Origin of the sequence: Neomicrococcus aestuarii, from assembly GCF_014201135.1 — a bacterium.
Lineage (GTDB): Bacteria > Actinomycetota > Actinomycetes > Actinomycetales > Micrococcaceae > Neomicrococcus > Neomicrococcus aestuarii.
Genome location: NZ_JACHDR010000001.1, coordinates 235,510 through 250,652, shown reverse-complemented (window position 1 = coordinate 250,652; position 15,143 = coordinate 235,510). Strand labels below are relative to the sequence as shown.

The window sequence follows — 15,143 nt, the reverse complement described above, 5'->3', positions numbered from 1 at the left end:
TTGACAGATCTGATGGCGAGCCCCGGCGATGTCGCGATGATCTTGACTCTGACGGGTACCTATCCAGCGGTCACGTGGGCTGCCTATGTTTGCTTGGGCATCGCGATTGGCCGTTTGTCTTTGCATCGCGAACGGACTCAGGTTGCCGTGATGATCACTGGCTTGGTGGTTGCTGTTCTCAGCAAGATCGCCACGTACATCTTGCTGATCCGTCAGGACGGCCTGCAGCAAATCATGAATGCCACCGAGGGACTCACTCGCGAAGAGCTCCGCTCCTACCAAATCTTCGGCGCCGAAAGCTACTTCCCTACCACCACCTACTGGTGGCTAGCGCTGGATGCACCGCACACCAACACGGCGTTCTCCATTGCGTTCGGCGCAGGCCTGGCCATGTTCGTCTTGGGCTTGGTCTTGATCCTGAGCAAATACATCATGAGCTGGCTGGGTGTTTTCGCGGCCATGGGCACCATGACCCTGACTTTGTACTCGGCTCACTTGGTGTTCGTCAATCTCATCAACGTCCGCGAGAATTACGTCATCTACTTCATCGCGCAGATTGTTGTAGCTGCGGTCTTCGCCATGGCGTGGGCGAAGATTCGCGGCACTGGCCCGCTGGAATTCTTGGTCTCCAAGTCTTCCAAGGCAGTGGGCGCAGCCTTCGTTCCCGAACGAAAAGATCGGTCTACCAGGGCGTAGTTCTCCGCCAGTAACCACAAAGAGCCGGCAACCAGTCATCCTCACAAGGATCTGGTTGCCGGCTCTTTTGCGCAGTTATCGTTATCGACTACTCACTTTGCCGAACAGTCGAGCGATCGGCGCCACCACACTGGGTCGCGCTACGATCCACGCGCCAGCGATGATCACCATGGCTCCCACGAAGAACCAGAATCCGGTCCAATCCCCCGCGAGCGCCGCCGCATCCACCGAGCCGCGAGCGGCAAACATGTGGTTGAGATTCCTCAGTGCACCCGTGGCGAAGACCAGGGCCACGTGCACCACAATGAACGCGACGAAGTAGATCATGACGGGGAAATGCAGTTTGCGGGCGATCTCCGCTGGGTAGAGCTTCGCGAGCGTCTTGTTCTTTTCCGGCCACAGCGTGCTCATGCGGAAACCGGTGATCGCAGCCAGCGGCGCAGCGATGAACACCGTGACAAAGTACGTGAGTTGCTGAAGCCCGTTGTAATGCACCCATCCGTTCTCGGTGGGCCAGTAGAGCGTCGCGTACTGAAGCCCTGCGGAGATGGCGTTCGGGAACACATCCCAACTGGTGGGCACAATCTTCATCCACTGCCCCGTGGCGAACAGCAGAATCACAAAGATCAGCCCGTTCACCAGCCACAACACATCGAGCGCCTGGTGTAGCCAAATGGTCAGGCTGACTTTCTTGGACGATCCCTTCGGCGTCCAGTACGCGGCCGGCTTAGTTTCGCGGCGAACCTGCAGACCCGATCGAATAATCAGCACCATCAAAAACATGTTCAAGAAGTGCTGCCACGCGAGCCACGCGGGCACTCCCACGGGCGCGCTCTCGGGCAGTTCGGAATGCCCCGGGTACGTCTGCACGAAGTTCTGCACTGCGTCGATCTGCATCAGCCCGCGTGCCACGAGCACCACCACAAGCGCCAGAATCTGGAGTCCCACGATGACCGCGGCGATGGTTCCAATCCACTGCCTCAGCGTGTAGGCGCCGTATCGCTTCGGTTCGGCCTGCTTCGGTTCGGGTTTGCCTGCCGGCTTTGGGTTCGCTTCTGCCTTCTTTACCGGCGAGGACGACGACGCAGCTTGCGTCCGCGACTCCACCTGCGGTGTCGCCGGGCTTACCACCGGTGGTGCAACGACCGGCGCCGCAACCGAAGCCTGAGCCACTGCAGGTTCTGCCACAACGGGCTCTGAAACGAGTGGTTTGGCAACTGCGGGCTCAGCAAAGACGGGCTCATCGACTGCAGGCTCTGCGACGACCGGCTGAGAGACTTCCTGTTTGACCTCGATCGGTTCGGCCGGTGCCGGAACCACAGGAGTCGAAGTTGCCGTTGCGTCCAGCGGCGGCCACGCGGGACCTCCGGCAACGCGAGGCAAGCCCTGACGTAAGGAAATCTGCAGGGCCGGGGCTGCGTCGTCGTACTCAGGTTTTGTACTTGCCGCAACCGTGCTGGTCGCCGCAGAAGCAACAGCGGGCGGCCACGGATCGCCGCCGGGAGTGCGCGGCAAGCCGCGGCGCAAGGACAGTGGCGTGTCAGTAGTCATTTCGCCTACTTCTTCCGCGCATCGAGAGCGTCAATGAGGGCGGGCACTACCGTGAAAACGTCCCCGACCACACCGAAATCTGCGATCTCGAAGATCGGAGCGTCCGCGTCCTGGTTGATGGCGACGATGGTCTTGGCGGTCTGCATGCCGGCGCGGTGCTGAATGGCGCCGGAGATGCCCAAGGCAACGTACAACTGCGGCGAAACATACACGCCGGTCTGTCCCACTTGCGACGACGGTTGCGTGAACCCAGCGTCGACAGCTGCTCGCGAAGCACCGACCGCGGCGCCCAAAGCGTCGGCGAGTTGTTCTACGAGCTTGAAGCCCTCCTCAGAACCCATGCCGCGGCCACCAGAGACTACCTTCTGGGCGCCGCGGAGATCGGGGCGTTCGGAGACTGCAGTCTGCGCCTCAGCCGATTCGATGGTGACCGAACGACGCTGCGTGCGCTCCACCGTCAGGCTCTCCTGAGTTGCCTGTGCCGGTTGTGGACGGTGTTCCACCGTGCCGCGGCGCAGCGTGATGACCGGGGCGTTCAGCGTGACGGCGGCAGTTACTTGGTACGCGCCGCCAAAAGCCGAGTGTTGGGCAATGATGCCCTCTTCGTCCCGTGCAACTCCCACTACGTCCGTGAGGAGACCGCGGCGATGCCTGGCCGCAAAGCGCGCAGCAACGTCACGTCCTTCGGCGGAATGGGCCACCAGGATAGCGTCCGGTTCTGTTTGGGCAGCCACGTGTTTCTCTGCAGCCGTCAGCAGGTCAACGAGTTCGTTGGGATCCTGCAGATGCTGCACCTCGCCGGTGAGGATTGCGGCGGCACCGAACTGTCCAAGCTGCTGGACGGCGTCTTCGGTGGTAGTTCCGGCGGTGTGCGGGAGAACCGCCACAGGGGTGCCGATCTGCGCTGCGGCACCCATCAGCTCCGCGACGGATGCGTCAATGTGCCCGTCCAGCGTGGTGCCGACGAGGACAAGGATGGATTCTTTCGCAAACTCAGTCATGAGAGGTCCTCCTAGGCCAGTCGGTTCGAAATCAAGAAGTCGGCGAGCTGCTGCGCGGCATCGCCTTCGTCAACGATTTTCACGCCGGCCTCACGCGACGGGCGCTCGGAGACGGCCGTCATGATGGCGCGCGGAACGCTGAAATCTTCCGCATCGATCCCGAGCTCTTTGAGAGACATGACCTCAAACGGCTTCTTTTTGGCCGCCATGATGCCCTTGAAGTTGGGGAATCGTCCCTCCGGAAAGGCTTCGGTCACGGCGACGAGTGCTGGGAGTTCGGCGCTGAGCGTGTACGTCGCCGTATCCGTGACGCGGGTGCCACGGACTGTTTGTCCTTCGAGCGCTACTGAGGCCAGATCCGTGAGCGCCGGAAGATCCAGGAGTTCTGAAATCATGGACGGGACCACCCCGCCGGCACCATCTGTGGACTGGTTTCCGGTGATCACGAGGTCAAAAGGTTTGGTCTTCAGAGCCGCGGCAAGAACCTCGGCGGTCAGGGTGTTATCTGCACCCACGAGCGTGGGATCCACGACCTGGACGGCGCTATCGGCGCCCATGGCCAGACCTTTACGGATCACTGACAGTGCCTCCTCTGGAGCCACGGACAACAACTCCACAGTGGAATCCGGCACCGTTGCTGCGATCGTCAGCGCGGCTTCAACGGCGCGCTCATTGATCTCATCTAGCACTTGATCACCCGAGGTGCGGTCTGTGAGACCGGTTTCGAGATTAAGCTTCCGGTCCCCATTCGTGTCGGGAACGCTCTTTACCAGCACGACGATGCGCATCGTCGCTCCTTTCCACAGTCAGAGGTCACGTCCAATGTAGCGGAGGACAGGCCTGTGTTCGCGGCTTGTATGCGCGAGCTTGATCCATCTTTCCAAATTCTGGCGGAAAGTCGGAATTTCCGCGGCGCCGCTTGGATCAGTTCATCCTGTTCCAGACAGTGAATGCTCCGGAAATCCGTGGACTTGCGGGGCATTCACTGCGTTCACCTTAGGGCTGCGGGACAGACTCCACCGAAGCTTCCTGAATGTAGGACTTTCTGGACTTTGATTCACTCACCTCTGCTGCACCGTACGCTCGCTCGAGAGCCGCATATTCATCTGCTGATTAAAGGGTCTCGAATTCGTAGTAGTTCATGACGCCATACGGGCTGTGCTTGTGGGACAGGCCGAATGCGTGGCCGATTTCGTGCGCTATGGTCTTCGCGTTGGATCCGCGCCATGACTGTCGCGTCGTGAAAACGCGTGGGTTGAAAGCCACTTCCACCGCGTTGGTTCCCACCGTCTGCGCGTAGCCCGCGTAGGACGCATCCGTGCTCCAGTAGGTGAAGTCCACAATGGAAATGCACGTGGCCTCTGGATGTGCCGCGCAGGTGCCGGTGGTGACGTTGAGCGCGGTCTTCGAGTTGACCGCGTTCATGACTGGCGCGAAGTCGAGTTTGAAGGTGGCATGCTCCACGCGCCGATCCTCAATCACGAAGTCTTGCTTCCCGGTGTCGTCGGCCTTGCGCGGCTTCATCTCCACCATGGACGCGTACCAATAGTGGGGACCCTCGCCCCAATAGCTGGTATCAAACCAGTTGGACGCCGCCGTTCCGTAGAGGCCCGAATTCATGTCTTCCACCCAGTTGGGCTGAAGATCGTCGTAGAGCGGCTGAACAAATCCCGAGCGCGATGGCCCATAGGGATCATTGACATCTTCCGGTGAGAGCTTGGACGGACCCGCGTGGGCGACGCCCGCGCCCAAGAGAGAAGCGCTCAATACAGCGAGTGAGGCGAGTGCCGCACCAGTCTTGGCAAGCACTGACATAGTGAAGACCTTTCGGATAGTCGGGTTGCCCCGGCGATCCCCCAACCTTCTTTATGTAAGTGCAGTACGTCAGCTAACCCCAAAAAGTTCAGGAATGTGACGTTGACTTGGCTGCTTTCATCTCCGCACGGCTCGTGACCCGCACACATGGTGACGTAGCGATTGTTGCGTCGTCCAATCCACGCGTAGCTGGAGTTGCGTGATCGTCCGTTCAGCGCCGACGTGTACGCAACATTCCGGACGTGCGGGTGATCTGTTGGTCCGCCACACGAGTTTTTGGGCAAAGAAAAACCCCGGAAATCCGTGGATCTCCGGGGCATTGGCTCCCCCGACTGGACTCGAACCAGTAACCCTTCGATTAACAGTCGAATGCTCTGCCAATTGAGCTACGGGGGAAAGCAACAGAGAATACTCTATAACAACTTTGGGCCAGAATAAAAATCGAGGGCTCTTTTCAGCCTATGACCTCCATCACGCGATTGTTCGTGAACAATGAATCGCTGGTGGTCAGCCGCGTTTCTAGGACTGATCTGTTTCGTGGAGGGCTCGTCGTTCCAGCTCAAGCTCGAAAAGCTCCCGGTTCAACTGCGTGAATTTCTCGCCGTCCGCGGTGGGATCAAGACGTTGCAAACGCCCCAGCAAATCTTCCTTGCGATGGCGAATCTGTAGCTCTTGGAGCCGGGACATGATGTCCGAGCAGTACCGCGCGAGCGCATCCTCGTTGCGTGCAGGCAGAGGCTGCACGGCCAGTTCGGACACGTAGTTGTGCAGTTCCGCTGGAGCAGCCTCACGGATGGCTTCTACCCAGAGCGCCGCGGCAGTCCCCGCGGCCGCAGCAGTCCGAATCGCCTCATGAATGGCAGTGTGTGCAGGGGCCACAAATCGCGATCCGTAGAACGCATGCCATTGCGCTTCCGTCACGAGCCCAGGCTGTTGAAGCACCACTTCGAGCGACTCACGTTCCATGCGCACCATGGGATCGCGGGCGTCCGGTTTCTCCAGCAACGGCCGAGGCGCCTCCCCCGGGTTGGGTGCGGGCTCGTTTTCTTCCCGTACGACGACGCTGCTTGCGTCCGCGGCATCGCTCAGTTTGCGGGGTTGCTGGCTTGCGAGGTGGACTGCTCGGTTCACTTCGTTCAGGTCCATGCCCAGCCAGCTGGAGAGCTCGCGCGCGTAAGCGGGACGCATCGCGTGATCGCGGATGGCGGCCACGATAGGCGCTGCCGCGCGTAGCGCGTTGACGCGACCTTCAACGGTGTCGAGGTCGAACTTCTTCAGGCTCGCTTTGATGGCGAATTCGAAGAGCGGGCGTTTGGAATCGATGAGTTCCCGAACGGCGGTGGCCCCGCGTTCTTGGCGAAGATCGCACGGGTCCAGCCCGTTGGGCTCCACGGCCACGTAGGTTTGGGCCAGGAAGCGTTGGTCTTCATCGAACGCGCGGAGGGCGGCTTTTTGGCCGGCGGCATCACCGTCGAAGGTGAAAATCACGGAGCCGCCGGTGCCGTCATCGGAAAGCAGTCGACGAACAATTTTGATGTGGTCGGTTCCGAAGGCAGTGCCACAGGTTGCTACCGCGGTGTCGATGCCGGAGAGGTGGCAGGCCATGACGTCTGTGTAGCCTTCCACCACCACGAGTTCACGGTTCTTGGTGATGGCTCGCTTGGCGAGGTCTACTCCATACAGGACTTGGCTCTTTTTGTAGAGCTGAGTCTCTGGGGTGTTGAGGTACTTGGGGCCTTTGTCATCGTCAAAGAGCTTTCGCGCGCCGAAGCCGATGGTGGCACCGGAGAGATCTCGAATAGGCCAGATGAGTCGACCCCTGAAGCGGTCATAGATTCCGCGCTGGCCTTCGGAGAACATTCCGGTGGCTTGAAGTTCCTCGGTAGTGAAGCCTTTGCCCGTCAGGTGCTTCAGAAGTGCGTCCCAGCCTTGAGGCGCGTATCCCACACCGAATTGAGCGGCTGCAGCGGGATCAAAGCCGCGACCGGCGAGGAACCGTTGAGCGGTGACCGCACGACGATCTTGGAGCTGGGCACGGAAGAATTCTTCGGCAATCTTGTGGGCGTCCAGCAGGCGTTGACGCCGGCCGGTTTCTTGCTTTGAGGGACCGGTACCGCCGTCTTCGTAATGCAGCTCGATTCCCAAGCGACCTGCCAGGCGCTCTACGGTTTCGGAGAACGTAGTGTGGTCCATCTTCATAACGAAGGAGATGACGTCTCCGGATTCGCCGCAACCGAAGCAGTGGTACGTGCCTACTTGTGGGCGGACGTGGAACGAAGGTGAGCGTTCATCGTGGAAGGGGCATAGTCCCTTGAAGGAACCGATGCCTGCGGAACGGAGGGTGACGTAGCCTTCAATGACTTCTTTGATGTCACTGCGGGCGCGGACTTCATCAATATCTTCACGCTTGATCAGTCCCGCCATGGCTTGTGGCCCCGTGTCCTTTCGTTATCTCTGATATCAACAGTCTCATGTGTTCTGACTTTGCCGGAAACGTCAGAACAGTTCAGTGCGGTAGCTCTTTCCCTGCACTAGGGTGGAGTGCCATTCGATGGCGCTCGCATCCGTCAACGACGCCACTTGGTCGATGATCGCTCTCAATCGGGCTTCGTCGGTGTCGGCTTCGTTCCAGTCCGCGGCGAACATCGGCTCCAGGTATTGATCCCCGGTGTCTTGCAAGAGCGCTACGAGCTCCCCGAGTGCTTCGCGCTGGCGCACGTAAATGGGTTGACGCTCTTCCGAGGTCATCACGTACGCGGTAGCGAGACCCTTCATGGCGGCAATCTCAAACTCGGTTTCCCGAGGCACAATCAGTTGGGCGTTGAAGCGCGTCAGGGGCTCATCGCCGTATTCTTTGCGCGTCGCCACGAGGGCAGCGGTGCTGAAGCGGCCAATGAACTGGCTGGTCATATCTTTCAGCGCGGCCAAGGACCGGCGAGATCCGTTGACAGCGGGCACCCACTCTTGGGTTGCTTCGAGGCGTTTGAGCGCGGCGTCGATTTCGTCGTCGTCCGCTCCCGGCAAATACCAACGGCGCGTGTACTCGATAACGCGAGCACGCTGGTCCGGATCTGTAATCCAGCGCAACTGGAAGCGTCCAGCGACAACCGAGTCTTCGACGTCGTGCACAGAATACGAAATGTCATCGGCCAGGTCCATGACTTGGGCTTCAATGCACCGGACGCCGGAGTATTTTTCGTTGCCGGAGCGCAGCCAGTCGAACACTGGAAGGTCATCTTCGTAGACGCCGAACTTCCGGGTTTGACGGCCATCTGCTTGCAGCGGCGCGTCCTGACGCGTCCACGGGTATTTGCAGACCGCGTCCAGGCTCGCGCGGGAGAGGTTCAGGCCGGCGGATCGTCCATCCGCGCGGAACTTCTTGGTTTCCAGGCGCGTGAGCAGACGGAGCGTTTGGGCATTTCCTTCGAAACCGCCAATGCCCGCGGCTAGTTCGTTGAGGGCTGTCTCGCCGTTGTGACCGAAGGGCGGGTGGCCGAGGTCGTGCGAGAGGCACGCTGCGTCCACTACGTCCGGGTCACAGCCGAGAGCTTGACCCAGCTCGCGGCCCACTTGTGCCACTTCGAGGGAGTGCGTCAAGCGGGTGCGCACAAAGTCGTCACTGTAGGGAGCAACAACCTGAGTCTTGGCGCCCAAACGTCGAAGCGCCGACGAGTGAAGGATGCGCGCGCGATCCCGCTCGAACGAGGTGCGGTACGCCTTCTTGGGTGGTTCTTCTACCCAACGCTCTTCATCTGCTGCGGTGTATCCGGGAATGGCCCGGGCATCAGTCCTGTTTGGCAAGCGATTAACCACCCGAAACGTCGAGCTCGGCGGCCGAGATCATGGCGCGGTGGTTCTCGTCCAACTCGCGTGAATTAAGCCAACCGTCCGGTAGTGCTGGGCGCTTTGGCGTTCCGGCACGACCACGCGGACCCTCGGCATCCTTGCCGGGGTAAGGCGCGCTCGAGTCGAGCTGGCTCAAGAGTTCTCGGAGCACTTCGAGGCTAGGAACCGTGGCGAGCGCGGCGCGTAGATCGCCACCCACTTGGTAGCCCTTGAAGTACCAGGCCACGTGCTTGCGGATATCGCGTAGCGCCTGAAGTTCGTCCTCGAAGTAGTCCACCAGAAGTTCCGCGTGGCGGTAGAACGTGTCCGCAACCGTGGAAAGACCTGGCGTGAAGCGATCCTCGCGGCCTTCGAAGGCGGCTTGAAGATCGCCGAAGAGCCAGGGGCGTCCTTGGCATCCGCGGCCAATGACAACACCATCGACGCCGGTCTCGCGGACCAGGCGCACAGCATCCTCGGCGCTCCAAATATCGCCGTTGCCCAGCACTGGAACGTCCGGCAACGCTTCACGCAGTGTTGCGATGGCGCTCCAGTCTGCGGTGCCCGAGTAGAACTGATTGGTGGTGCGGCCGTGCAAAGCTACCGCGGCAACACCGTGATCGCGCGCGATCTTGCCGGCGTCCAGATACGTCAAGTGGTCTTCGTCGATGCCCTTGCGCATTTTGATGGTCAGCGGGATATCACCCTTGGCGGCCTCTTCCGTGGCGGACTTGATGATGGCCGTGAAGAGATCCGTCTTCCAGGGAAGCGCTGAGCCGCCGCCCTTGCGAGTCACCTTGGGGACCGGACAGCCGAAGTTCAAATCGATATGGTCGGCGCGGTCCTCCTCCACCAGCAAGCGCACTGCAGCGCCCACCGTTTTGGGATCCACACCGTAGAGCTGCACTGAACGCACCTTTTCATCATCGTCATGGGAGATGATGCGGAAGGAAGTCTTGTTGCGTTCCACGAGCGCGCGACTCGTGACCATTTCCGTCACGTAGAGACCGCCACCGTATTCGCGGCACAACCGGCGGTACGCCTTGTTAGTAATACCCGCCATCGGCGCCAGGACCACGGGTACGTCAACAGTGAGCTTCCCCAATTTCAGGGGTGGAAGCTCGAGTCGAGCGGTGCTGGCGGAGTTATCGGCGGTCAAAGTCACCTATCCATTCTCCCAAATACCACCAAATCAAACCATCAACGCACGGCGCACTGGGCAAAAGGTGGCGCAACTTACCATTCACCTACCGCCTGTGGGTGAAACAAAAGTGGCGTTTCGCGATTCTCAAAGACCTCCCGAGCCACACTCTCAGTTCTAAATGTCATAGCTCGTTCGCATGCTTGAGAGGTGTTCAGGGCACGGCAGGACAGCGGAAACGCCGCCTCCGTTTTCTGAGAACACGCTTCCCTTTTCACCACTCAATCTAAGGAGCAACAGGTGTCTAACACTTCGTATCCTTCCGGCGCAGCTTCCTCTCCGGACTACGCCGAACAACCAAATCCATACGCGACTAATCCCTACGCGGCTGGCCCGCAGCAGTATCCTTCGGCTTCTGGCAAGTCCTTCCTTGTCACGTGGCTCTTGTCCTTGTTGATCGGCTACTTCGGCGCCGACCGCTTCTACCTCGGCAAGATCGGCACGGGCGTTCTCAAGCTCGTGACCCTCGGTGGGCTCGGCATCTGGTACCTCGTGGATCTGATCATGACCCTCGCGGGTGCCACGCGGGACAAGGCGGGTCGTCGCCTTGAAGGCTATGAGAAGCAAAAGAAGGTCGCGTGGATTGTCTCGGCAATCGTCGTGGTGTTCGGCATGATCACCGGCCAGCAGAACTTTGATGGCGGTACGTCGTCCTCGTTTAGTTCTTCGGCTTCAGATTCCAGTACGACGACGCCTGCTGCGGCCGCGTCGTCAGCTCCGGCTGATGCGGCCTCGGCTTCTGCGGAAACTGCCGTTGAAACGACCGTGACCGAAACTCCGGCAGCGGAAGAAACAGCAGCCGAGGAAACGGTTGCTGAAGAAGCAGTTGCTGAAGAAACTTTGGCCGAGGAGCCCGAAGGCTCTGGTGCCGCCGCCTGGGCCGCCGGAAAGTTCGGCGAGTTCGCCACCATCACCAAGAAAGGCACGGGCGATACCGTCATCAAGTTGCCCGCTGGCGTGACCACCGCGATGGTGACGGCAACCTACAACGGTGAAGGCAACTTCGCGGTGATCGGACTGGATGAGGCGAATGATTCCACCGATCTGCTCGTGAACACTATCGGCTCCTACAAGGGCACCACGGCCCTCGGCGTAAACGCGTTCCAAGAGGTGAAGAGCCTTCAGGTTCAAGCGAGCGGTCCGTGGACTCTGAGCATCGAAACGCTCGGCAACGCCAAGGCTTTCGCATCGAAGGGTTCCGGTGACGCCGTGATGTTGTACGAAGGTTCTTCGGCAACGCTCACCGCAACACATAGGGGCGAAGGCAACTTCGCTGTCTTCGAGGAAAACGACGAGCTCTTCAACATGGGCTTGCTGGTCAACGAGATCGGCAACTACTCCGGCACGGTACCCCTGTCATCCGGACCGTCGTTGATCATCGTCCAGGCGGACGGATCGTGGACACTCGCCACTGAATAACCGCGACGCCGGCGAGTGAGAGTCGCCGGCACCACTGGCTCAACGCCAGAAAACCATGCCGAGAGTGACCGAGTTGGGGTGCGGCCACTCTCGGCACCTTGCGCTTTAACGCAAGCCAGCGTCGTCGTTCTGGAAATCGAATAATCTACGATCCACAACACACAGCGTCACAATTTCCGGAACAAGCTTTCACAATCGCAAGAAATGTGGTCAAATTGTTTCACCATCCCGAGCGGCCGAGAGATCTGGTTCTATGACGCCGCAGCAACTCCCGGCCCACCCGGATAAGTGCTACCGCCAGAAACGATGGAGAAAGCACAAGCTTTCATGGACGTGCGCGCTACCTGCGCACTGACGCCGTTGTACGGGATTCCTCACGAATATTGCCCCAAGGAATCACAACATGAGCCAAGTTGATGTCACCCCAGTAGCCGACCTCGAGACGCCACTGAAGTTCGCGTACTGGGTACCCAACGTCTCCGGTGGACTAGTCATCTCCACCATCGAACAGCGCACCAGCTGGGACTTCGAATACAACAAGAAGCTCGCGCGCATCGCCGAAAACGTCGGCTTCGAATACGCGCTCTCCCAGACCCGCTACGCCGCGAGCTACGGTGCTGCCAAGCAGCACGAGGCCACCGCCTTCACGCTCGGCCTCCTCGGCGCCACCGAACGCCTCAAGATCATCGCCGCCGTTCACCCCGGCATGTGGCACCCCGGCGTGCTCGCCAAGTGGCTCATCACCGCAGATCACATTTCCAACGGCCGCGCCGCCGTGAACATCGTGTCCGGCTGGCTCAAGGACGAATTCACGAACTTCGGTCTTCCGTGGCTTGAGCACGATGAGCGCTACGTTCGCACCGAAGAATTCATCTCCATCCTGCGCGGACTGCTCACGGAGAAGGACTTCTCCTTCGAGGGCAAGTACTACAACATCAAGGACTTCACGCTCTCCCCCGCGCCGCTGGATATCCCAGGTCGCCCGCACCCGGAGATCTTCTTCGGCGGAAACTCCACCGCGGCTCAGGCTGCCGCCGGCCACACCGCTGACTGGTACTTCTCCAATGGCCGCTCGCTGGAAGGTTTCCGCGACAACATCGCAGGCGTCGTGGCGGCCGCCGAATCCGGCAAGCGCACGGCACCGCAGAAGCCACGCTTTGGCATCAACGGTTTCGTGATCGCTCGCGATACGGAGAAGGAAGCCACCGAGACCTTGCGCGAGATCATCGCGAAGGCGCACCGCCCAGCCGTTGAGGGCTTCGCATCCGCGGTCAAGGAAGCCGGCCAGTCCACGAAGGACGGCAAGGGCATGTGGGAGGACTCGAGCTTCGAGGATCTTGTCCAGTACAACGATGGTTTCCGCAGCGAACTCATTGGCACTCCGGAACAGATCGCCGAACGCATTGTGGACTTCAAGAAGATCGGCGTGAACCTGGTTCTCACCGGCTATTTGCACTTCCAGGAAGAGGTTGAGTCTTTCGGTCGCGACGTGCTGCCGATCGTGCGCGAACTCGAGGCTGACTTGGCCCGCAAGAACGGCACCGAGCTCAACACCAGCCTCCTGCCCGTCGTAAACCTCGAAGGCGCCTCCGCTTAGTCGCGATGATCTGGGCGCTGCCTGATTCTTGCGCAGCGCCCTCCAAGCGCCGTTGAGTACCACTTTGTACGACGACGCAGCTCGGTTTTCGAGCGACCCTCAGCTCCCGCTGTCCTTCAGTGCGCCCAGAATCGGGCTCCAACGAGAGAAATTTTTGATGATTAGTCTGCGCCAACTCACGAAAGTGTATGGTCACGGCCCTGATGCCGTGACGGTGCTGGAAAACCTCGATATTGAGGTTGCTTCCGGCGAAATCCTGGCTGTTGTGGGCCCTTCGGGTGCCGGTAAGAGCACCCTTGCCCAGTGCATCAGTCTGCTGGAACGCCCGACGTCCGGCAGCGTGATCGTCAACGGCGAAGAGCTGTCCGGTCTGTCCGAGGCAAAACTACGCGTGGCGCGCCGTCGTATTGGCACCGTGTTCCAATCCGCAAGCCTCCTCTCCCGCAAAACCGCAGCCGAGAATGTTGCGTTGCCGCTCGAGTACTTGGGCGTCACGAAAGCCGAAACTAAGGCTCGCGTGGACGAGCTGTTGGACCGAGTGGGCTTGTCCCACCGCGCCAACCACTACCCGTTCGAACTTTCCGGCGGACAACGTCAGCGCGTGGGCATTGCCCGCGCTCTGGCCTTGCGACCCAGCGTGTTGCTCTCTGATGAGGCCACCTCCGGGCTGGATCCTGAGACCACCCGTTCGGTGGTCAAGCTGGTGCGGGAACTGCGCGATGATCTGAACTTGGCGGTGGTGTTCATTACTCACGAGATGGACACCGTGCTTCAGGTAGCGGACTCCGCGGCGCGTCTTGATCACGGCAGGATTGTGGAGCAGGGGCGTCTGGTCGATCTGCTGACGAATCACGATTCGGCTCTGGGCCGCGCACTTCAGCCCAACCTGAACCCGTCCGCTCCCCTGCTGGGAACTCGCTCCTGGGTGGTCACGTACGATTCGCGCACCGTTCCCGCCGACTGGTTGCAACGGGTCTCGGCGGATATTGGCGAGCCGGTGGCCTTGCTGGCGGCAACTATCCAGAGCATCGACGGCGTCGGCACCGGAAACGCCACGGTTGGCGTTGCTGCCAGCGATGACGTTGCCGTGGAGCTGGCGTTCGCGAGGTACGGATTGCAGGCGACGCTCTTGACGTCGGCCGAAGCCGCCTCCGCGACGAACTCAGCCGCCGGCTCCTCCTCTACCTCTGCAACTCCGGACACGAAGGAGGCCGCGCTGTGGGCGTAACTTCATCACTTCTTCCAAGCACTCTCATCGGCTCCGTTGTCGCCGGAGGCCCTCGGCCTGCGAGCGCGCTCTCTGACACGGCGCTTGCGGATCTTCCGGCGCTGTTGCTTCCCGCGCTCGGGGAAACGTTGACCATGGTGGGCATCGTGATGGTGCTCGTGGTGGCTATCGGCACCCCGATCGCCGTGTGTCTTCACAACATGGCGCCGGGCGGACTGTTTGAGAATCCCAAGGTGTACGGAATTCTCAGCTGGATCGTCAACATTGGCCGGTCCTTACCGTTCTTGGTCCTCATGGCCGCCATCGTGCCGTTCACGCGCTTCATCACGGGAACGAACATCGGCATCGCCGCTGCAGTAGTTCCCATGACGCTGGCAGGTATCCCGTTCTTCGCGCGCATTGTGGAGAACTCGCTGCGCGATGTTCCACGGTCGGTCACCCAGGCTGCGAAAGCGTCCGGAGGTTCCACCCTGCAGATCATCCGTACCGCTCAGCTTGGCGAAGCGGTGCCGGCGATCATGGGCGGCCTGACCATCAACACCATCGCGATGATCGAGTACTCGGCCATCGCAGGAACCATCGGTGCCGGTGGAATCGGCTACGTCGCCGTGACCTACGGCTACCAGCGCTTTGACAACACGGTCATGCTCGCGACCGTCATCCTCTTGATCCTTCTTGTTACCACCGTCCAGTTGGTAGGCGACCGGCTGGTGAAGGTCACCACGCCGCATTTGCGTCGTCGCGCCTAATAACCACCTCCCAAGTTTCACCGTACGTATCTCTCAACCCCTCTCCCGCTGAAAGGCGACA

12 protein-coding genes, 1 tRNA gene and 1 riboswitch are annotated in these 15,143 nt (G+C 60.4%); of the genes, 5 read left to right on the top strand and 8 right to left on the bottom strand.

The features are described 5' to 3' along the window. Nucleotides 1–12: 12 nt before the first annotated feature. Nucleotides 13–696 carry a hypothetical protein gene (locus HD598_RS01110; protein WP_183663222.1) on the top strand — a complete coding sequence of 228 codons (684 nt, stop codon included), beginning with the start codon at nt 13–15 and terminating at the stop codon, nt 694–696. An 81-nt stretch (nt 697–777) separates the two neighbouring features. Here HD598_RS01110 and HD598_RS01105 read toward each other — a convergent pair whose 3' ends face one another. The 8 genes from HD598_RS01105 to dusB form a co-directional block, all read right to left on the bottom strand. Further along, nucleotides 778–2,247 (bottom strand): cytochrome b/b6 domain-containing protein, encoded by a 1,470-nt coding sequence (locus HD598_RS01105; protein WP_183663219.1) that lies wholly within the window; start codon nt 2,245–2,247, stop codon nt 778–780. A 5-nt stretch (nt 2,248–2,252) separates the two neighbouring features. Then, a complete protein-coding gene (locus tag HD598_RS01100) occupies nt 2,253–3,248 on the bottom strand; it encodes an electron transfer flavoprotein subunit alpha/FixB family protein (RefSeq protein WP_183663216.1) in 996 nt (331 codons plus the stop codon). An 11-nt stretch (nt 3,249–3,259) separates the two neighbouring features. Beyond that, nucleotides 3,260–4,036 carry an electron transfer flavoprotein subunit beta/FixA family protein gene (locus tag HD598_RS01095; protein ID WP_183663213.1) on the bottom strand — a complete coding sequence of 259 codons (777 nt, stop codon included), beginning with the start codon at nt 4,034–4,036 and terminating at the stop codon, nt 3,260–3,262. Between the two features lie 325 nt (nt 4,037–4,361). After that, nucleotides 4,362–5,063 (bottom strand): reprolysin-like metallopeptidase, encoded by a 702-nt coding sequence (locus HD598_RS01090; RefSeq protein WP_183663209.1) that lies wholly within the window; start codon nt 5,061–5,063, stop codon nt 4,362–4,364. 320 nt (nt 5,064–5,383) lie between these two features. After that, a tRNA-Asn gene (locus tag HD598_RS01085) sits at nt 5,384–5,459 on the bottom strand. Nucleotides 5,460–5,582: 123 nt separating this feature from the next. After that, nucleotides 5,583–7,487 carry a DNA primase gene (gene dnaG / locus HD598_RS01080; RefSeq protein ID WP_183663206.1) on the bottom strand — a complete coding sequence of 635 codons (1,905 nt, stop codon included), beginning with the start codon at nt 7,485–7,487 and terminating at the stop codon, nt 5,583–5,585. Between the two features lie 72 nt (nt 7,488–7,559). Beyond that, nucleotides 7,560–8,864, bottom strand: coding sequence for a deoxyguanosinetriphosphate triphosphohydrolase (locus HD598_RS01075; protein ID WP_221244562.1), 1,305 nt, complete (start codon nt 8,862–8,864; stop codon nt 7,560–7,562). Nucleotides 8,865–8,868: 4 nt separating this feature from the next. Then, a complete protein-coding gene (dusB, locus tag HD598_RS01070; protein ID WP_221244660.1) occupies nt 8,869–10,047 on the bottom strand; it encodes a tRNA dihydrouridine synthase DusB in 1,179 nt (392 codons plus the stop codon). Nucleotides 10,048–10,329: 282 nt separating this feature from the next. Here dusB and HD598_RS01065 point away from each other — a divergent pair, with 282 nt between their 5' ends. The 4 genes from HD598_RS01065 to HD598_RS01050 all read left to right on the top strand — a co-directional run bounded on the left by HD598_RS01065 (nt 10,330) and on the right by HD598_RS01050 (nt 15,082). After that, nucleotides 10,330–11,508: a TM2 domain-containing protein gene (locus tag HD598_RS01065; protein ID WP_183663197.1), complete on the top strand. Its 1,179-nt coding sequence runs from the start codon at nt 10,330–10,332 to the stop codon at nt 11,506–11,508. Nucleotides 11,509–11,728: 220 nt separating this feature from the next. Next, nucleotides 11,729–11,821, top strand: a riboswitch (SAM riboswitch). A gap of 90 nt (nt 11,822–11,911) precedes the next feature. Further along, the gene (gene sfnG / locus HD598_RS01060; RefSeq protein ID WP_183663193.1) at nt 11,912–13,105 is read left to right on the top strand and encodes a dimethylsulfone monooxygenase SfnG; all 1,194 of its coding nucleotides are present in this window, start codon (nt 11,912–11,914) and stop codon (nt 13,103–13,105) included. A 157-nt stretch (nt 13,106–13,262) separates the two neighbouring features. After that, a complete protein-coding gene (locus HD598_RS01055) occupies nt 13,263–14,333 on the top strand; it encodes a methionine ABC transporter ATP-binding protein (RefSeq protein ID WP_183663190.1) in 1,071 nt (356 codons plus the stop codon). Beyond that, a complete protein-coding gene (locus HD598_RS01050) occupies nt 14,324–15,082 on the top strand; it encodes a methionine ABC transporter permease (RefSeq protein WP_311538907.1) in 759 nt (252 codons plus the stop codon). The genes HD598_RS01055 and HD598_RS01050 overlap by 10 nt, the downstream gene beginning before the upstream one ends. The last annotated feature ends 61 nt before the right edge of the window (nt 15,083–15,143 follow it).